We start from the raw sequence: 19,163 nt of genomic DNA on the forward strand, positions 1-19,163 counted from the left end.
CGCCTTGCCCGTCCGAAGGCTGGCAAGGCGGCGCTAAACCTTTCCTTCCCTTGCCTATCCACGGCGCGCGGCGGTATTGCTGCGTCCGATTTATTGTAACCGAGAACGATCAGCCATGGCGCAGAACTGGACACCCGACAGCTGGAAATCGCACGAGGCGCGGCATCTTCCCAAGTATGAAGATGCAAGCGCCCTCGCCGATGCAGAGGCGACGCTGGCGTCCTATCCGCCGCTGGTCTTTGCCGGGGAAGCGCGCGCGCTGAAGGCCGATCTGGCGGAAGTCGCGAGCGGGCAGGCGTTCCTGCTGCAGGGCGGCGATTGCGCGGAAAGCTTTGCCGAGTTCCACCCGAACAACATCCGCGACACCTTCCGCGTCATCCTGCAGATGGCGGTGGTGCTCACCTTTGCCGGGAAGCTGCCGGTGGTGAAGGTCGGGCGCATGGCCGGCCAGTTCGCCAAGCCGCGCAGCTCCGATACGGAGACCAAGGACGGCGTCACCCTGCCGAGCTATTTCGGCGACAACGTCAACGGGATCGAGTTCGATGCCGCGAAGCGCCGCAACGATCCACAGCGAATGGTTCGCGCCTATTCGCAGGCCGCGGCGACGCTGAACCTGCTGCGCGCTTTCGCGGGCGGGGGATATGCCAATCTGCGGCAGGTCCACCAGTGGACGCTCGACTTCATGGGCCGCTCCCCGTGGGCCGACCGCTTCGCCGAGACCGCCGACCGGATATCGGAAGCGCTCGATTTCATGGAGGCGTGCGGCGTCGATCCGGCGACCGTGCCGCAGCTTCAGGGGACCAGCTTCTACACCAGCCACGAGGCGCTGCTGCTGCCTTACGAGCAGGCGATGGCCCGGCAGGATTCGCTGACCGGCGACTGGTTCGACACCAGCGCGCACATGCTGTGGATCGGCGACCGCACGCGGTTCGACGGTAGCGCGCATATCGAATTTGCGCGCGGCATCGGCAATCCGCTGGGCATGAAATGCGGGCCGAGCCTCGAGCCGGACGATCTCATCCACCTGCTCGATACGCTGAATCCTGGCCGCAAGGCCGGGCGCATCACGCTGATCAGCCGCTTCGGTCACGACAAGGTGGAAGCGGGTCTGCCGCGCCTCGTCCGTGCGGTTCAGCGCGAGGGCCATCCGGTCGTCTGGAGCTGCGACCCGATGCACGGCAATGTCGTCAAGGCGGATAGCGGCTACAAGACGCGGCCCTTCGACCGCATCCTTGCCGAAGTGCGCGGCTTCTTCGCCGTCCACCGCGCCGAGGGCACGCATGCCGGCGGCATCCACCTGGAAATGACCGGGCAGGACGTGACCGAATGCGTCGGCGGCGCCGTGGCGATTACCGATGAAGGCCTGAACGATCGCTATCACACGCATTGCGATCCGCGCCTCAACGCCGCGCAGTCGATCGAACTGGCCTTCACGATTGCCGACATGATGAAGCTGGCAGCGGCCGAGGAACAGGCTGACGCCGCGTGATCCATGGGCCTGACCTCCGGGCCTGATCTTCGGGCAATCGCGATCGCCTCCGGATTCATCGGAGGGAAAATTTCCGAAGCAAAGCGGGCACTTTACCGTCTTTCGGCCCTTTTAATGGGGCCGGGAGACGTTCATGGTAATGTCTGGACCGGTCGCCGTGGGAGACCCAGACAGTGAATGCGCCCCACAGTGCCGCCGCCGCGCGCCCCTTCCACGAGGTGGGGGCCGGACTGGCGGAGCAATTTGCCGCGACCCGCAGCCTGACGGAGGCTCTGGCCGCGCCGCTCTCGGAAAGCGATGCGACCATCCAGTCGATGGAAGACGCCTCGCCCGCGAAATGGCATCTCGCCCATGTCACGTGGTTCTGGGAAACGTTCCTCCTGCGCGACAATCTCGAAGGCTACACGCTTTACGACGAGGACTGGCCCTTCGTCTTCAATTCCTATTACGAGGCGGAAGGGGAACGGATCGCGCGTTTCTCCCGCGGTCTGCTGTCGCGCCCGACCGTGGCGCAGATCCTGGACTGGCGCGCCCATGTCGACGAGGCGATGCAGCCCCTGCTCGACCGCGAGGAATTGCGGCCGCTGATCGAACTGGGCTTCGCGCACGAGCAGCAGCACCAGGAATTGCTGCTGACCGATATCAAGCATGCCCTGTCGCGCAATCCCTTGGGCGCCGCCATGTGGGACGGCGCGCCATCCGCGCGGGAAGGCACGCTTGGGAAGCGCGGCTGGTGGAAGCATCCCGGCGGCATCGCGCTGATCGGTCACGACACGGGCGATACAGAGGCAGGCTTCGCTTTCGACTGCGAGGGACCGCGCCATCGCACACTGCTCGAACCCTTCGCGCTGGCAGACACGCTGGTCACGAACGGAGAGTGGGAAGAATTCGTCGCCGATGGCGGCTATACCAATCCCGCGCTGTGGCTGTCGGATGGCTGGGCGTGGGTGAACGGCAACGATGTCGCATCCCCCGATTACTGGCGCGAAGACGAGCATTTTACGCTGCAGGGCTGGCAGGCGCGCGATCCCGATGCGCCAGTGACGCATATCTCTTATTTCGAGGCCGATGCCTTTGCCACATGGGCCGGCGCGCGCCTGCCGACGGAATTCGAATGGGAAGCCATCGCCCGCGGCCAGCATGCGGACACCGCTCCGGCGCATGATCCGGCAGGCGGCAACCAGCTGGATCATGCGGGTCCTGTCACCCCCCTCGGCACCGATGCCCTGTTCGGCGATTGCTGGCAGTTCACGGGCAGTGCCTATCTTCCCTATCCGCGTTTCCAGCCCGCGAAGGGCGCGGTCGGGGAATATAACGGCAAGTTCATGAGCGGGCAGTTCGTCCTCAAGGGCGCAAGCTGTGCCACCGTGCGCGGTCACAGCCGCGCGTCCTACCGCAATTTCTTCTACCCCCACCAGCGCTGGCAATTCACCGGCCTGCGGCTGGCAAAGGATATCTGATGGCCGACAATCACGGGCTGAAACTCGTCGACCGCGACGACGACGGCATCGACCGCGCTTTTCGCGCCGACGTCCTGGAAGGGCTGCGGCAGGATCAGAAAGCGATCCCGGCGCGCTGGCTGTACGACGATGCCGGATCGCAATTGTTCGAGGATATCACCCAGGTCGAGGAATATTACCCGACCCGGTGCGAACGCGAGATCCTGGAAGCCCGGGGCGACGAATTTGCCGCCGAAGTGGGGCCGGGCCGGGCCGTGGTCGAATTCGGCAGCGGCTCCTCGGTAAAGACGCCCCTGCTGCTGGGCGCGATCGATCCGGCAGCCTATGTCCCGCTCGACATTGCAGGCGATTTCCTGCGCGCTGCGGCCGCCGACCTCGCCGCGAAATTCCCCGGCCTGCCGGTCCATCCGGTAGAAGCCGACTTCATGCGCCGGGTCGAATTGCCGGCAGAGGTCGCCGGAATGCCGAAACTGGGATTCTTTCCCGGTTCGACCATCGGCAACATGGTGCCACGCACCGCCGTGGACCTGCTCAGGACGATGCGCGAGACACTGGGGCAGGGCAGCCTGCTGCTGATCGGAATGGACCTGGTGAAGGACCCCGAAATTCTCGAGGCGGCCTATGACGATGCGAAGGGGGTCACGGGCGAATTCAACCTGAACCTTGCGCGCCGCATCAACCGTGAACTGGGCGGGACGATCCCCGTCGAGGATCTTTCCCACGAGGCGCGCTGGAACGACGACTTCGCCCGGATCGAGATGCATCTCGTCGCGGACCGGAACATGACCTTCGACGTCGCAGGTGAACGCTTCGCTATGAAGGCGGGCGAGACCATCCACACGGAAAACAGCCACAAGTTCAAGCGTCGCAGCGCGAACACGCTCCTGCTGGCAGGAGGCTGGACCCCGGTTCGCCGCTGGCTCGACGAGGGAGAAAAGTTCAGCGTCGTCCTCGCCGAAGCCTCCGTGCCGAGAAGCGCGCCCTGATGAGCGAGGATGCCGTGGGCGACATCGCGATTATCGGGGCAGGCATGGCAGGCCTCGCCTGCGCTGTGCGGTTGAAAGAGGGCGGGGTGTCGCCCGTCCTGTTCGACAAGGGGCGCGGGCCGGGCGGACGCATGGCGACCCGGCGCGCCGAGATCGATGGCGAAACCGTCCGCTTCGATCACGGGGCGCAGTATTTTACCGTCAGGGATTCCGGTTTCACCGCGGCGGTCGCGGATTGGCGCGATGCCGGCGTGGTCGCGGACTGGCCGGCGGCCGGGGGCGACGCGGTGGTCGGCACGCCCGGCATGAACGCGCCCATACGGCACATGGCAGAAACGCAGGACGTCCGCTGGGCGACCCGCGTCGAACACATCGCCCGGGAGGACGACGGCTGGCAGCTCAGCATCGATGGCGAGGCGCATCGCTTCGCCCGTATTGTGATCGCCGTGCCTGCCGAGCAGGCGGCGGAGTTGCTTGCGGGACATCGCGATGGCTGGGAAGCCAGGGCGCGGGACAGCGCCTCGGAACCCTGCTGGGCAGTGATGGCGGCTTTCCGTGAAGAGTTGCCCCTCGGCGATGTTTTCAAGGGAGACGATGTGCGCTGGGCTGCGCGCAACTCGGCGAAGCCCGGCAGGGACGAAGGGGAGCACTGGGTCATCCATGCTTCGCCCGGCTGGTCCGCGCGAAACCTTGAAATGGAGCGGGAAGAGGCGAGTGAGGCTATCCTCTCCGCCTTCTTCGAGGAGACAGGTGTCGCCCCGCGATCACCTCATCATCTGGCGGCACATCGCTGGCGTTTCGCGATGACCGATCCGGCACCCGGAGAGGCGAGCCTTTGGGACTGCGAGGAAGGCATCGGCGTGTGCGGCGACTGGCTGTCGGGCCCCCGCGTGGAGAATGCGTGGATATCGGGCGATCATCTGGCGAAGGCGATCTTGGCCTAATCTTGCCAATTGCGGCCGCCTGAGCAGCAGCACCTGAACTGCCGCAAAATCCGTTCATACCAATGCCACAGGCGCGCCCCTATATAGGGGGCGTGGACCTGAAAAACCTCTTTGCCGCCATCGCCGAACGCATCGCCGCGATACCCCAGTCCCAGCTCCTGATGCTGGCCGTCGGTGCCATGCTGGTCGGCTGGATCGGCAGCATGATGCGCCGCGGCGGCGTCCCGCTGGCGGGCCTGGTTCGGGGTGCGAGCACGATCGTCCTGGTCGGGGTCCTTGTCACCGTGGTCCTGCAGATCGCCCGGCTGGATCCGCGGCTCGATGTCGCCATGCCCGGCATGGGCCTGCCCGAGCAGACGGTCGTGGGTGAGGAAACACGGATACCGCTCGCGCAGGACGGACATTTCTGGCTGCAGGCAGAAATCAACGGCGTGCCGGCGGATTTCCTGGTCGATACGGGCGCAACGCTGACTGCCGTGTCGCAAACGACGGCCGACGCGGCCGGTCTGGAGCCCAATCGCCAGCGCCTGCCGGTCCAGATGACGACGGCCAACGGCACGATGACGGTTTCCATGACGTCGATTGGTGAACTGCGCTTCGGCAATGTGGCCGCGCGCGGCCTCGATGCGGTTATCGCGCCGAACATGGGGACGACGAACGTGCTGGGCATGAACCTGCTCAGCCGGCTGGCCGGTTGGCGGGTGGAGGACAACGTCATGATCCTGACGCCGAACAATCCTCAGGACGATCTGGTCCGCGCTTCGGAATGAACACTGGTGCGCAATAATATTACAAGCAATGTTCATGCTGCGGTGCACAAAATGGGCAAAAGTGGACTCTAGTCTATGGAAGTTGCTTTTTGAGGGGCTTTCCAAAAGATGAATAAATCGTAAGGTTTCCCTTCTTGGGTGGTGCCGAGTCGCCGGGCCCCGGCGGCATAGTCACCTCAGAAATAGGGGAATATCTCATTACGACTGCCAACGGGCTGCGCCGCAGCCTTCTACTGGCCACCAGCTTCGCGGCCATTTCCGCCACGGCCCCCGCCGTCGCGCAGGAAGTGGACGAAGACCAGTTCCGCGTCGCGCCGGAACGGGCTTCGGTAGTGAATACTTCAATGACCGCAACCGGCTTTGACATGAACGCACAGGCGGGCGATCTTCAGATTGAAGATTACCGCGTCGTCGTCCCAGGTATCGTGGATCCGAACCTTCCGCCGCCAGATGGCGTGCTGGATATTACCGGTGTCAACGGCGTCGGCATGATGTATCGCGATCCTGGCTTTGTTTGTTCCGGTTCGCTGGTCAATCCACGCATGGTGATCTTTGCCGCGCACTGCGTGAACGACGTTCCGGAGGAAGAATACGGAGCCGACACGGGCGGCACGGCAATCGCCTTCTCGTTTGGCGACAATGCGCTTCCGGGCTTTCGGGCGTGGTTCAACAATGGTTTAAACACCGATGAATCGCTTGCGGTCTATGACGTCGAGAACGTCTGGTACGATGCGCGCTCGCTCGAGGGCGACAATATCGGCTTCCTTGAAGCAGATATTGCGATCGCCACGCTGGACACTCCGGCATTCGATGTTCCTAAGTGGGCACTTCTGTTTACCGCCCTGGATCAGCAGGAGCACGCTGTCGTTACTGGCTATGGCCGCTCGGGTAACGGCTCCACAGGCGATCAGCAGGGTATCGACTGGCGCCGCCGCGCTGGCGAGAATTACGTTTCTTGGCTCGGTTCGATCGATGACCGTAACAGGTTCCTGTTCGGTCAGCCTTTTGGTGATAACCCGTCATCCCTCTACTGGACGGCCTTTACGTGCCGCGAGCCTAACAACGACATTGGTTGCGAGTTCGATTTCAAGATCTTTGGTGAAAATGACGTCGCCCTGCCGCTGGAATCGACCACAGCTGGCGGCGACTCCGGTGGCCCGCTGATTATCGACCAGAAATGGGAAATTCCGGTGATTGCCGGCGTTCTTTCCGGCGGCTCGCGCTTTTTCGGGCCCCAAGTTTTCAGCAGCTTTGGTACGGTCAGCTTCTATCAGCCGCTTTTCGAATATTGGCAGCTGATCGTCGAGAACAATCCTTATGTATTTGCCACGGCATTCGAAGGAGACTTCAACTGGGATGATTCCAGCGCATGGGTCCAGCAGCTCGATCCGGCCTATCAGGTCGAAGTAAATGGAGAGCTGGTCAACGGCGTACCGTCTACTTTGGGCACGGAAACCGCGGGCGGCGCTGCCGGCTTCGGCGACGTCTGTTTCTTTGAAGATTGTCAGGAATTCGATTACGAAGCGGTGATTGTCGCGGACGGAGTGAATTACGCCGATGTTCCTAATGGGCCAGGCACTACGAATTTCGTGCCAGACAACCAGATTTCGGACCCCCGGAACAACGTTAAGCCGCGCTATTACGAAGTAACGCTGAGCGAAGCCGGCACGATTACACTGTCGTCCGAGAAGACCATTGACTGGTTCAATCTCGAAGGCCAGGCGACCCTCGCGGTTAGCGAAAGCGGAACGCTGAATGTGCTGGGTGATTATTTTCAGCGCGGCGGGCAGACCGATATTAATGGTCTGGTTTCTGCCGGGGAAGTTTTCTTTGGTGCGGGGGTCGTCACAGGTCGCGGTACGTTCCAAGCGGACTTTACCACGGTCGGTGCAGCCTTCGTTTCTCCGGGTGACGCCAATGTGTTCACCCGGTCAAAGAACCGGATATTCGGCGAGCTGACCTTCGACGGCGATCTGATCCTGACATCGGGAAGTGTTCTCGCTATCGATCTGGGGCGCAGCGACAACGACCTGCTTACCGTTACAGGCACGGCCCAGCTTTCCAACGGGGAATCCGAAGGTGGCGCGCTTTTCCTACGTACAAGCGGTAATTCCGTCGCCCCGCGCGATGGTCAGCAATTCACAATCCTGACGGCTGGTAACGGCGTCGAGGGCGAATTCGGAAGCACTGTCAGCCTGTTCGGCAATCTGAATTCAAATGTGACATATAACGACAATGACATCGTCATATCGCTCGAAGCAGGCCGCTTCAGCGAGTACTCCCTCACGGGTGCGAAAGGACTGTCGAAGGGCAAACGCGATATCGTGGCTTCCTTCGCGCAGGGCCTCGACGACTTACGCGATGCCGGACACTATGACAGCCTGTACAACCTGTTCGGCCACGTCGATGTGATGGACCCGTACACGCTCGCCTCGACGCTTTCGTCCTTTGCACCGAGCTTCAACAGCGAGGCGTCGGGTCTTCGGGAGCGTCAGAGCCGTGTGCTGTTCAACGGCGTGACCGATCGCCTGTCGGTGATGGGCGGCGCTGCCGGCGGCTCGCTCAGCATCACGGGCGCGCCGCGTGCCGCGATCGGCGGCTCGTACGAGAGCGCTGCTGTCAGCACCCGCCTGGGTGTTGCCGGGCTTGCCCCGACCAGCGAGGCGCAGATGGCGCTTCCGGAAGGCGTGACCGGCTTCGTGACGGGCGGCGTGATCAGCTCGGCCAACAGCTTCGGCGTCAACGACACCGCAGCCGACGGCCAGCGTTCGAGCTATTTCGGCATGGGCATCGAGCACGAGATGGCCAAGAACCTGACCATGGGCGTGGCCTTCGGCCGCGCATCGGGTCGCAGCAATATCGGCGGCGACTTCGCCGATAGCGAGCTGAACCAGGTGGCGGGCTATGCCTCCTACGATCTTGGCGGCGGGGCCTATCTGGGCGCTGTCGGCACGATGGAGAACGCCGAGCTGGAGACCACGCGTTCCGGCTTCGACGGGACCAATGGCTACCAGCTGCTGGGCGCCTCCAAGGTCAGCAAGATGACCGCGATGGCAGAGGCCGGCGTCAATGTCGGTATCTCCAGCGGCCTGACGCTGACGCCGCGGGCCCAGATGGCCTGGTCGCGCACGCATCTGGACGGCTTCGACGAGATCGGTGGCGAGACCGCCCTTCAGATCGACGACCTGAAGACCGAGCAGCTGCAAGCGCGCTTCGGCGCCAAGCTGGCCGGCCAGCAGGGCGTTGCCGGCAAGTGGGCGATCGTCCCGCAGGTGCAGGCCGACTACGTTCGCGTGGTGGGCGGCAGCAATGACGGCATGACGGTCCGGTTCGCCGGGGCCAGCGACGTGCCGATCGCCCTGCCGTTCGCAGGCGGCGACACCAGCTGGGGCGAGGTCCGCGGCGGCGTGAAGCTGACCAACGGCACGGTCCAGTTCGGTGCCAGCTTCGAGACCGCCATCGGCCGCGAAGACTTCCGCGACGACCGCGCTATGGCCGACCTGACGGTCCGCTTCTAAGCGAAAGCAGACGTTCCCTCGGCGCCGGTCAGCCGGCAACGGGAGCCAAACAAAAAGGGCCGCGGAGAAATCCGCGGCCCTTTTTGCAGCTTTACAAGCGGGGAGCGATTCAGCCGCAGTGGGCCTGCGCGACGCGGCCTTCCTCGTCGGTCAGCACGGTCAGGCGGTCGGTGCGGTAATCCATCGTCATCGCTTCACCCGGGCCGACCACGCGCTGCACTTTCGCGCCGCTTTCCTTCATCATCGCGGCCAGCGTCTCTGGCGAAGCTGCCTGCCCGACATAGGCGGCGAGGCCATCTTCGCGGCAGGCACCGATGCCGTCCAGGAACGCGCGCTCTTCCTCTGTATATTCCCGCTCGCCGCCGGCACTGGGTTCTTCCCGTTCCATCGTGTCTTCTCCGGCAGAGCCCTGCGAGCCGCCCTCGTCCGGGTAGGCTGCACAGCCTGCCAACGGCATGACGGCCATGGGGAGGGCGGCGATCAGGATCTGGATTGTCTTCATGGCAGGCAGCCTAGCGCAAAGGCAGCGCACTGCAAGATGAACGGACGGGAGAAAAATGGCTGGGGTGGCAGGGATCGAACCTGCGAATGGCGATACCAAAAACCGCTGCCTTACCACTTGGCTACACCCCAGCAGGCGGATGCCCCTATAGCGTGTGGTGCGCAGATGGGAAGGGTGTAGAAGCATTGCCATGACCGATCTTCCCACCGCCCGCCGGATACTCGACACGCTGGTCGGGTTCGACACGACCAGCCACCGCAGCAATCTTGCGCTGATCGCATGGGTCGAGGACTATCTGCGCGGCCACGGCGTCGCGTCGGAGCGGGTGGCGAACGAGGAGGGGACGAAGGCGAACCTGTTCGCGACCTGCGGACCCGCTCTGCCGGGCGGGGTGATCCTGTCGGGCCATACCGATGTCGTCCCGGTCGAGGGGCAGGATTGGAGCGGCGACCCGTGGACCGTGCGCGAGGATGGCGGCAGGCTGACCGGGCGGGGCGTCACCGACATGAAGGGGTTCATCGCACTCGCTCTCGCCTTCGTTCCGCGTTTTGCGAAGGGCGACCTGCCGGTGCATCTGGCGCTGAGCTATGACGAGGAAGTCGGCTGCCAGGGCGCGCCTGCCATGATTGCCCGGATGGCGAAGACCATCCCCGCCCCGCGCCTCGCCATCGTCGGCGAACCCAGCTCGATGCGCGTCGTGACAGGGCACAAGGGCATCGCCGTGCACGAGGTGACGATCCGCGGGCACGAAGCGCACAGCTCCCTGACCGAGCAGGGCCTGTCCGCCAACATGGTCGCCATCGACCTGATGCACGAGCTGTCGGTGCTGGCCGCGCAATTGCGTGAGCGCGCCGATCCCGAAAACGGCTTCGACCCGCCGCAGGCCACGCTGACCGTCGGCGTGATGGAGGGCGGGGAAGCGGCCAATATCCTGGCAGGCCATGCGCGCTTCGTTTTCGACCTGCGCTGCCCGCCGGGGGAGGATCCGGACGCGATCCTCGCGCCGTTCCTGGCGAAGTGCGAGGAAATGGACGCAAACATGAAAGCGCGTTTCCCCCATTGCGGCGTCAGCGTTGAGCGTCATGCGGGCACGCCGCCGATGACGCCGCTCGGCAGCGAGGACGCAGTGGCCTTCGTGCGCCGCCTGACGGGCGAGAATGCCGCGCCGGTGCAGGTCGCCTATGCGGCAGAGGGCGGCCAGTTCCAGCGGGCCGGCTTTCCGACCGTCATCTGCGGACCCGGAAGTATCGAGCAGGCGCACCAGCCCGATGAATGGATCGCGCTCGCTCAGCTGGAGGCGGGCGCCCGCTTCATGGACCGCCTCGCCTCCGAACTGGGCGGATAGCGCCTAGACCGACTTGCCTGCGAAATCGGCGGCCGAATGCCGGTTGGGCAGCTTCGCGTCCTCGTCGTCGCCCCAGCTCTTGTTGACGATGAGCGCGCGGCGGGCGGCCGGACGCTCCCCGATGGTGTTCGCCCAGCGCGCGACATTTTCGTATTCGTCGATGCTCAGGAAGGTCTTGGCGTCGTTATAGATCACGCCCTTGAAGAACGGCGCCAGCCAGGGCCAGGCGGCCATGTCGGCAATGGTATATTCGTCCCCGGCAAGGAAGCGGGTTTGCGCCAGCCGCTTGTCCGCGACATCGAACAGGCGCTTCGTTTCCATGGCGTAGCGGTTGATGGGGTATTCGTATTTCTCCGGCGCGTAGGCGTAGAAATGGCCGAAGCCCCCGCCGATGAAGGGCGCGCTGCCGACCTGCCAGAACAGCCAGCTGAGCATTTCCGCGCGGCCTGCGGGCGTCTCGCTCAGGAAAGCGCCGTATTTCTCGGCGAGGTGCAACAGGATCGCACCGCTTTCGAAAACGCGAATGGGATTGGGGCCGGTCCGGTCGACCAGCGCGGGGATCTTGGAATTGGGATTGATGTCGACGAAGCCGCTGGTGAACTGTTCGCCTTCGCCGATATTCACGATCCACGCATCGTATTCGACCGAGAAGCCTGCCTCGATCAGCTCTTCCAGGATCAGGTTTGCCTTCACGCCATTGGGGGTCGCCAGCGAATAGAGCTGGAAGGGATGTTCGCCGCTGGGCAGTTCCTTTTCCTCCCGCGCGCCGGAGACCGGGCTGTTGATATTGGCGAACCGGCCGCCATTCTCGGCATCGTGGGTCCAGACCTTGGGCGGGGTGTAGGTATCGCTCATTTCGGGCATCTCCTGCGTTTCATGCGGGGCTCGCGGATTTTCGTTTCGTCGCAAATGGCCCCATGCAGGTGGAACCGCAAGGCGGGCGCGCAGGTTTGCTTCGCATGGCTACCCAACCCGACCACCTGATCTTCGTCGACGACCAGTTGCCCGGCATCACGCGCAAGGGAGCCGGCAAGGGCTGGGCCTATTACGATGCCAAGGGACGGCTGATCCGGGACCGCGCCGAAAAAAAGCGGCTGAACGCCATCGCCCTGCCGCCCGCCTATGTCGATGCCTGGTTCTGCCCTGCACCCAACGGGCATATTCTTGCCACCGGATACGATGCGAAGGGCCGCAAGCAGTATCGCTACCACCCCGACTTCCGCGCAATGCGGGAAAGCGAGAAGTTCGACCGCTGCCTGGCCTTCGGCGAATTGCTGCCGCTGATCCGCAAGCGCGTGCTGGAAGATCTCGAAGGCGACGCACCGACCCGCACCCGCACTCTTGCGGCCGTCGTGCGGCTCCTGGACATGGGTTTCATCCGCATCGGCAACCAGGCCTATGCAAAGAAGAACAAGAGTTTCGGTGCATCGACCCTGCGCGACCGTCACGCCAGGATCGACGGAAGCAAGGTTTCGATCAGTTTCATCGGCAAGGGCGGCAAGCAGCGCGACCTTACGCTGGACGACGAGCTTCTCGCCCGCGCGGTGGAAGATGCGCGCGACGTGCCGGGCTATCACCTGTTCCAGTATGTCGATCCCGACGGATCGCGGCACGAGATCGGCAGCAGCGACGTCAATGCCTACTTGCGCGAAACCATGGGCGAGGAATTCTCGGCCAAGAATTTTCGCACCTGGCATGCAAGCGTGCTCGGCTTCGCGCGGCTGGCAGACGCGAAGGAGCGGCCGACCATCACGATGCTGCTGGACGAAGTCTCGGGCCGTCTGGGCAATACGCCCGCGGTGGCCCGACGGAGCTACATCCACCCTGCGGTGATCGACGTGCTGGCGCGCGAAGATGACGGTTGGGAATCCTGGAAGGCACGACTGAAGCTGCCGCGCGCGACCAAATATCTGACACGTCATGAGAACGGACTGATCGCCATGCTGCGCGAATGCCCCGATTGCGAAGAGCTGCTCGCCGCCGCGTGATCCTTACCGAGCTTGCGCTCGGGCGCTTGTTCGGGAACAGGGGGCATCATGAGTGAAACCGGCGCGCATCCCTTCTTCGACATGCACACGCACGGCTTCGTGCGGGTCGCGACCAGCACGCCCCATGTGCGCACGGCGGACATCGCCTACAACACCGCCGCCATCATCGAGCAGGCACGCGCGGCCGATGAACAGGATGTCGACCTGCTGCTGTATCCGGAACTGTGCCTGACATCCTATGCGGTCGACGATCTGCACATGCAGCAGGCGCTGCTCGATGCGACGGAAAATGCCGTCGCAGAAGTGGTCGCGGCGTCGAAGGAGATCACCCCTGTCCTGATCATCGGGGCAGCCCTTCGCAAGACCGGGCGGATCTACAATTGCGCGCTGGCCATTGCGAACGGCCGTCTTCTGGGTGTCGTGCCCAAGAGCTTCCTGCCCAATTACCGCGAGTTCTACGAGAAACGCTATTTTGCGCGCGGGCACAATGTGCAGGGGCAGGACATCACCGTGAACGGGGAAACCGTGCCGTTCGGGACGGACCTGGTCTTCGGGGCGGAAAACCTGCCCGGCTTCACCTTCGGGATGGAAATCTGCGAGGATTTCTGGGCCCCGCAGCCGCCCGGCACGCTGGCCGCGCTCGCCGGGGCAACGATCCTGTGCAACCTGTCCGCCAGCCCCATCACCATCGGGCGGAGCGAGGACCGGCACCTGCTGTGCAAGGCCAGTTCCAACCGCTCCATCTGCGCCTACGCCTATTCCGCCAGCGGCCATGGAGAAAGCACGACCGACCTTGCCTGGGACGGGCAGGGCATGGTCTACGAACTGGGCGAGCTGATGGTCGAGAGCGTGCGCTTCGACTTCGATGCAGAGCTGTGCGTGACCGATATCGACACGGCGCGCATCCTGTCCGAACGCATGCGCAACGGCACGTTCAACGATGGTGCGGAATATGCCGGCCGGCCGGAAGACTGGTTCCGCCGCGTGGGATTCACCCATCGCTATCGCGGCGGCGATATCGGCCTGCGCCGCGCCGTGCGCCGTTTCCCTTTCGTGCCGAACCGGCCGGGCAAGCTGGACGAGGATTGCTACGAGGCTTTCAACATCCAGGTCGACGGCCTGATGCGGCGAATGCAGGCGGCGAAGCCCAAGTCGCTGGTCATCGGGATTTCCGGCGGGCTGGACAGCACGCACGCCCTGCTGGTGGCGGCCAAGGCCTGCGACCGGCTGGGTCATCCGCGCAGCATGATCCGCGGCTACACCATGCCCGGCTTCGGCACGTCCGACGGCACGAAATCGAACGCGTGGAAGCTGATGGAGGCGAGCGGCATCACGGCGGAGGAAATCGACATCCGCCCGTCTGCCCGCACGATGCTGGAAAATATCCGCCATCCCTTCGCAGATGGCGAGCCGGTCTACGACACCACCTTCGAGAACGTGCAGGCGGGCCTGCGCACCGATTACCTCTTCCGCCTTGCCGGGCAGCATGACGGGTTCGTGGTCGGCACGGGCGACCTCAGCGAACTGGCTTTGGGCTGGTGCACCTATGGGGTGGGCGACCAGATGAGCCATTACGGCGTCAATTCGGGCGTGCCGAAAACGCTGATCCAGTACCTCATCCGCTGGACGGAGAGGACCGACCAGTTCGGCGGCGCGTTGGACGATGCGCTGGAAGCCGTGCTGGCGACAGAGATCAGCCCGGAACTGATCCCCGAAAGCGAGGATGGCGAAATCCAGAGCACGGAAGGCACGATCGGCCCTTACGAGCTCAACGACTTCTTCCTCCACCACCTGCTGCGCTATGGTCAGCGGCCCAGCCATGTCGCCTTTCTTGCCTGGCATGCGTGGCGTGACGCGCAGAGCGGGGTCTGGCCGATGCATTTCCCCGATGATCGCCGCAACCAGTACGCGCTTGGCGAGATCCGCAGCTGGCTGCGCAAGTTTTTGTGGCGGTTCTTCGAGTTCAGCCAGTACAAGCGCAGTGCGATGCCCAACGGTCCCAAGGTCACGGGCGCAGGCGCGCTCAGCCCGCGCGGCGACTGGCGTGCGCCCAGCGACGCGGTGGCGAAGCTGTGGCAGGCGGAACTGGACGAGAAAGTGCCGGAGAACTAGGCGCGAACGACTAGCTCCCCGGCACTCAATCAGATGCAGGATCAGGCGGCGAGCTTTTCCGCTTCCTGTTTCGCTTCGGCGATCTTCTCCTCGCCGCCTTCGCCCATGATGCCGTCTGCGGCGACATGGCGGACATCGCTGATGCCCAGGAAGCCAAGGAAGAATTTCAGCCACGGCGTCATGAAATCGATCTCGCTTTCCACCGTCGTCCCGCCGCTGGCGATGGCGAGATAGGCGGTCTTGCCGGTCAGCTTCCCCTGCGGCCCGCTGGGCGTGTATTCGAACGTGGTCCCGGCCCGGGCGACGAGGTCGGCCCATGCCTTGACCGTGGCAGGCATCGAGAAATTGTAGATCGGCGTGCTGAACACGATTCTGTCCGCCGCCTGTAATTCCTCGATCAGCGTATCGGCAATGGCTGCCAGCGCATGCTGGTCGTCCGTCCGATCGCCATAGGGCGCGAGATTGGCGGCGAAGCGATCGGCATCGACGAAGGGAATGTCGTTGTCCGACAGGTCGCGCACGGTGACATTCGCGCCCTCTTTCGCCGCCAGGCTGTCGACCACGCGCTGGCCGAGATCGTTAGATACGGATTCGCCGCCGCGAATGCTGGCCTTGATGTGCAGAATACTGGTCATGAAAAGTCTCCTTGTATCGTGGTTCAGGCCGCGTCGACGAGGACGAGTTCGCTGTCCTCCAGCGCGGTGATGGTGATGCTGTCCTCGCCCGTGATGGCAACACCGTCGCGGGCGTTTGCCCCGACACCGTCAGTGCCGTCCTCCACGCGGATCTTGCCGGTGGCGGGCACGAGATAGAGGTGCCGCGAGGCATCGCGCGGGGTGTAGGTGACGCTGGTCCCGGCCTTCACCGTCGCGCCGAGCACTTCCGCATCGGTGCGAATGGGCAAAGCGCCGCTGTCGTCGTTCGCGGCCACGTCATTCGCCGCGCCGCTGGCGAGGGCGACGAACTGCCCGCTGCGTTCCCCCTTGGGGAACTTGCGCGCGCCCCAGCCGGGCTGCCCGCCGCGTTCGCTCGGGATGATCCAGAGCTGGAACAGCGTGGTTTCCTCGTCCTCCGCATTCCATTCCGAATGCTGGACGCCGTTGCCCGCGCTCATCACCTGCACGTCGCCCGCCTCGGTGCGGCCTTCATTGCCCATGCTGTCGCGGTGGGTGATCGCCCCGGTGCGGACATAGGTGATGATCTCCATGTCGCTGTGGGGGTGGGTGGGGAAGCCGCTGTTCGGCGCGATCCGGTCGTCGTTCCAGACGCGCAGCGCGCCCCAGTTCATCCGCGCCGGGTCATGGTAACCGGCGAAGGAAAAATGGTGATGCGCATCCAGCCAGCCGTGACTGGCCGAGCCGAGCGTATTGAAGGGGCGAAGTTCGATCATGGGCTGTCTCCTCTAAGGTTGAGCGGAAGGTAGGGCTTGCCGTTCCATCGGAAAACTGGGATAAAATAAGCCATGATGTTCGGAAAATCAGAATGGTAAGCGAGGCGCCATGAAACTGGCCGATCCCACGCTGGACCAGATCCGGATATTCCTCGCCGTGGAGGAGGAGGGCAGTTTCGGCGGTGCCGCCCGGCGCATGGGGCGCGCCGTGTCTGCCATCAGCTACGGCATCGCGCAGATGGAGGCGCAGCTGGGCGTCGCGCTGTTTGCCCGCGAAGGCTCGCGAAAGCCGGTGCTGACCGATGCGGGCCGCGGCCTCCTGCCGGAGGCGCAGGCCATCGCCGACCGCGCCGATGCCCTGCTCGCGAAAACGCGCAGCCTGCATGCCGGGCTGGAAAGCGATATCGGGCTGGCGCTGGACGTCATGGTGCCGGGCGAAGTCACCGCCCATGCCTTGCGAGAGTTCCGAACATTATTCCCGACCGTGTCACTGCGCCTGCAGGTGGAGGCTCTGGGCGCGGCTGCGGCCTGCCTGCTGGACGGGCAATCCGAACTGGCCATCGGCGGCCCCGTCATCGGCGACCATCCCGAGCTGGAAAGGCAGGCCATCGGGGAGGTCGAGCTGGTCCCGGTGGCAGCCCCCGGACACCCCCTTGCACGAGGCGGCATCGCAACGGGGCAGAGCCGCGAGCATCTGCAGCTTGTCCTGTCCGACCGGTCCAGCCTGACCGAGGGGCGGGAATTTTCCGTACTCAGCCCGCGAAGCTGGCGGCTGGGCGATCTCGGCGCCAAGCACGCCCTGCTGAAACAGGGCATCGGCTGGGGCAACATGCCGCGCCCGATGGTGGCAGACGATCTGGCGAGCGGGGCGCTGGTGCTGCTGGACCTGCCGGAAAAACCGGGTGCGGCCTATGCGCTGAACGCGATCTGGCGGCGCGATACGCGGCCCGGCCCCGCCACAAGCTGGCTGATCGACACATTCCGCGAACGACTGAGGGGGTGTCCGGTCTAGGTCCTGCCGAACACGACCGGCGCGTCGCCCGGCTTCCAGACGTCGTATTTCGTCATTACCGACTGGAACAGGTCGGACGCCAGATGCCCCTCCAGCCATGCCTGCACATGGGAGATGGGCTGGGCGTCGAACCAGTCGCGGTCGGTATTGGCGAACTGGCGGATGAAGGGAAACAGGGCGATGTCGGTAAAGCCGCGCCGTTCGCCGCCGATCTGGCGCTGGCGCGCGAGCAGCAGGTCGAGATCGCTCAGGATGGCCAGCGCCTCGCCCCGGTGGTCGACTTTACCGTGATGCGGATCGTCCTCGTAGCGGTTGGGATATTTGTAGCGGTCGAGGTGATGCTTGAAATCGCCGTCGAACAGTCGCAGCAAGGCCGCGTTCTCGCTTGCCAGCCAGCCTTCGGGGTCGCTTTGCCCCAGCGCCCAGCGCATGATGTCGAGGCTTTCTTCCAGCACCGTGCCGTCCGGCAATTGCAGGACCGGGACGGTTCCCTTGGGCGATGCTTCGAGCAGGCCGACGGGCTTGTCCGCCAGCTTCACCTCGCGCAAGATCGCCTGCATCCCGCTGATCCGCAGACCCATCCGCCCGCGCATGGCGTAGGGGCAGCGGCGGAAGCTGTAGAGGATAGGGTATTCGCTCGCCTGACCGGTCATGGGAATTTCGGGCCCCATTCGCTTTCCCAGTCGCCGCCGTCCTTCAATTCCTTTTCCGGCAAGACTGCGCCGACATGCGCCTCGCCGCGTTTGCGGGCGAGCTCTTCCTGCCTGTGCCGCTCGGCATAGCGGGCGCGGTCCTCGTCCGTCCGCTCGTCGATGCAACCGGCGCAGGAGACGCCCTCGACATAATGCTTCGACTTCATGTCGTCCTGGTTCAAGGGGCGGCGGCAGGCGCGGCACAGCGTGTAGCTGCCGGTTTCGAGCCCGTGCTTCACCGTCACCCGCTCGTCGAAGACGAAGCATTCGCCTTCCCACTGGCTCTCTTCCTCGGGCACGGTTTCGAGATATTTCAGGATGCCCCCCTTCAAGTGAACGACATCTTCCACCCCTTCGCCGCGCAGGAAACTGGTGGATTTCTCGCAGCGTATGCCGCCGGTGCAATACATCGCGACACGCGGCGTCTTGCCCTGGCCGAGCAATTCATCGCGCCGCTGCCGGAACCATGCGGGGAAGTCGCGGAACGTTTCCGTTTCGGGATCGATCGCGCCTTTGAACTTGCCCGCTGCGACTTCGTAATCGTTACGCGTGTCGATCAGGATCGTGTCCGGATCGGCGATCACCTCGTTCCAGTCATGCGGCGAAACATAGCGCCCGACACTCGCGGTGGGATCGACCGACGGCTCGCCCATCGTCACGATCTCTTTCTTCAGCCGCACCTTCATGCGGTAGAACGGCATTTCGGCCGCGCGCGAGAATTTCAGCTCCAGCGTCTCGCAGCCGGGCAGGGCGCGGATGTGATCGAGCACCGCGCCGACAGCATTCTCGCCCCCGGCAATCGTACCGTTGATCCCTTCCGGTGCGAGAAGGAGCGTGCCTTTGACACCAGCTTCGTTGCACGCAGCCAGCAAAGGTGCGCGCAGGGCAGCGGGATCGCTGAACGGGGTGAAGCGGTAAAGCGCGGCGACCTGTATCGGGAGGCTTTCGGCCATCG

At 64.2% G+C, this 19,163-nt stretch carries 16 protein-coding genes and 1 tRNA gene; 10 read left to right on the top strand and 7 right to left on the bottom strand.

Annotated elements, in window-relative coordinates:
* Window positions 1-115 precede the first annotated feature (115 nt).
* The 6 genes from ACGHJ7_RS02675 (at window position 116) to ACGHJ7_RS02700 (ending at window position 9,167) form a co-directional block, all read left to right on the top strand.
* Window positions 116-1,489, top strand: coding sequence for a class II 3-deoxy-7-phosphoheptulonate synthase (locus ACGHJ7_RS02675; RefSeq protein ID WP_390474418.1), 1,374 nt, complete (start codon window positions 116-118; stop codon window positions 1,487-1,489).
* Between the two features lie 173 nt (window positions 1,490-1,662).
* Window positions 1,663-2,949 carry an ergothioneine biosynthesis protein EgtB gene (gene egtB / locus ACGHJ7_RS02680; RefSeq protein WP_390474420.1) on the top strand — a complete coding sequence of 429 codons (1,287 nt, stop codon included), beginning with the start codon at window positions 1,663-1,665 and terminating at the stop codon, window positions 2,947-2,949.
* Window positions 2,949-3,935: an L-histidine N(alpha)-methyltransferase gene (egtD, locus tag ACGHJ7_RS02685; RefSeq protein WP_390474422.1), complete on the top strand. Its 987-nt coding sequence runs from the start codon at window positions 2,949-2,951 to the stop codon at window positions 3,933-3,935. The genes egtB and egtD overlap by 1 nt, the downstream gene beginning before the upstream one ends.
* Window positions 3,935-4,879, top strand: coding sequence for an NAD(P)/FAD-dependent oxidoreductase (locus tag ACGHJ7_RS02690; protein ID WP_390474424.1), 945 nt, complete (start codon window positions 3,935-3,937; stop codon window positions 4,877-4,879). Before egtD ends, ACGHJ7_RS02690 begins: the two co-directional genes overlap by 1 nt.
* A gap of 92 nt (window positions 4,880-4,971) precedes the next feature.
* Entirely contained in the window at window positions 4,972-5,649 is a 678-nt protein-coding gene (locus ACGHJ7_RS02695; RefSeq protein WP_390474426.1) for a TIGR02281 family clan AA aspartic protease, read from the top strand.
* 134 nt (window positions 5,650-5,783) lie between these two features.
* Entirely contained in the window at window positions 5,784-9,167 is a 3,384-nt protein-coding gene (locus tag ACGHJ7_RS02700; RefSeq protein WP_390474428.1) for an autotransporter domain-containing protein, read from the top strand.
* 109 nt (window positions 9,168-9,276) lie between these two features.
* Here ACGHJ7_RS02700 and ACGHJ7_RS02705 read toward each other — a convergent pair whose 3' ends face one another.
* Complete coding sequence (locus ACGHJ7_RS02705) at window positions 9,277-9,669, bottom strand: I78 family peptidase inhibitor (protein WP_390474430.1); 393 nt, start codon at window positions 9,667-9,669, stop codon at window positions 9,277-9,279.
* 56 nt (window positions 9,670-9,725) lie between these two features.
* Window positions 9,726-9,800: transfer RNA gene (locus ACGHJ7_RS02710), tRNA-Gln, on the bottom strand.
* 59 nt (window positions 9,801-9,859) lie between these two features.
* On the opposite strand from ACGHJ7_RS02710, the gene argE reads away from it, so the two are divergent.
* Window positions 9,860-11,014 (top strand): acetylornithine deacetylase, encoded by a 1,155-nt coding sequence (argE, locus tag ACGHJ7_RS02715; RefSeq protein ID WP_390474432.1) that lies wholly within the window; start codon window positions 9,860-9,862, stop codon window positions 11,012-11,014.
* A 3-nt stretch (window positions 11,015-11,017) separates the two neighbouring features.
* Here the strand turns inward: argE and yghU are convergent, their stop codons facing one another.
* On the bottom strand, window positions 11,018-11,869 hold the full coding sequence (yghU, locus tag ACGHJ7_RS02720) for a glutathione-dependent disulfide-bond oxidoreductase (protein ID WP_390474434.1): 852 nt from the start codon (window positions 11,867-11,869) through the stop codon (window positions 11,018-11,020).
* A gap of 104 nt (window positions 11,870-11,973) precedes the next feature.
* Between yghU and ACGHJ7_RS02725 the strand changes: the two genes are divergently transcribed.
* Both ACGHJ7_RS02725 and ACGHJ7_RS02730 read left to right on the top strand, forming a co-directional pair.
* Window positions 11,974-13,002, top strand: a complete 1,029-nt coding sequence (locus ACGHJ7_RS02725) for a DNA topoisomerase IB (RefSeq protein WP_390474436.1) — start codon at window positions 11,974-11,976, stop codon at window positions 13,000-13,002.
* A 48-nt stretch (window positions 13,003-13,050) separates the two neighbouring features.
* The gene (locus ACGHJ7_RS02730; protein WP_390474438.1) at window positions 13,051-15,114 is read left to right on the top strand and encodes an NAD(+) synthase; all 2,064 of its coding nucleotides are present in this window, start codon (window positions 13,051-13,053) and stop codon (window positions 15,112-15,114) included.
* Window positions 15,115-15,155: 41 nt separating this feature from the next.
* On the opposite strand, the gene ACGHJ7_RS02735 is transcribed toward ACGHJ7_RS02730, so the two are convergent.
* Entirely contained in the window at window positions 15,156-15,749 is a 594-nt protein-coding gene (locus ACGHJ7_RS02735; RefSeq protein ID WP_390474440.1) for an FMN-dependent NADH-azoreductase, read from the bottom strand.
* A gap of 23 nt (window positions 15,750-15,772) precedes the next feature.
* The gene (locus ACGHJ7_RS02740) at window positions 15,773-16,504 is read right to left on the bottom strand and encodes a pirin family protein (protein WP_390474442.1); all 732 of its coding nucleotides are present in this window, start codon (window positions 16,502-16,504) and stop codon (window positions 15,773-15,775) included.
* Window positions 16,505-16,613: 109 nt separating this feature from the next.
* Here ACGHJ7_RS02740 and ACGHJ7_RS02745 point away from each other — a divergent pair, with 109 nt between their 5' ends.
* Window positions 16,614-17,516 carry a LysR family transcriptional regulator gene (locus tag ACGHJ7_RS02745; RefSeq protein WP_390474444.1) on the top strand — a complete coding sequence of 301 codons (903 nt, stop codon included), beginning with the start codon at window positions 16,614-16,616 and terminating at the stop codon, window positions 17,514-17,516.
* Here the strand turns inward: ACGHJ7_RS02745 and ACGHJ7_RS02750 are convergent.
* Both ACGHJ7_RS02750 and ACGHJ7_RS02755 read right to left on the bottom strand, forming a co-directional pair.
* Complete coding sequence (locus ACGHJ7_RS02750) at window positions 17,513-18,187, bottom strand: glutathione S-transferase (protein ID WP_390474446.1); 675 nt, start codon at window positions 18,185-18,187, stop codon at window positions 17,513-17,515. The two genes, ACGHJ7_RS02745 and ACGHJ7_RS02750, sit on opposite strands and share 4 nt — an antisense overlap.
* The gene (locus tag ACGHJ7_RS02755) at window positions 18,166-19,161 is read right to left on the bottom strand and encodes a rhodanese-related sulfurtransferase (RefSeq protein ID WP_390474448.1); all 996 of its coding nucleotides are present in this window, start codon (window positions 19,159-19,161) and stop codon (window positions 18,166-18,168) included. The genes ACGHJ7_RS02750 and ACGHJ7_RS02755 overlap by 22 nt, the downstream gene beginning before the upstream one ends.
* Window positions 19,162-19,163 lie beyond the last annotated feature (2 nt).

The organism is Altererythrobacter sp. MTPC7 (assembly GCF_042851395.1).
Classification (GTDB): domain Bacteria; phylum Pseudomonadota; class Alphaproteobacteria; order Sphingomonadales; family Sphingomonadaceae; genus CAJXSN01.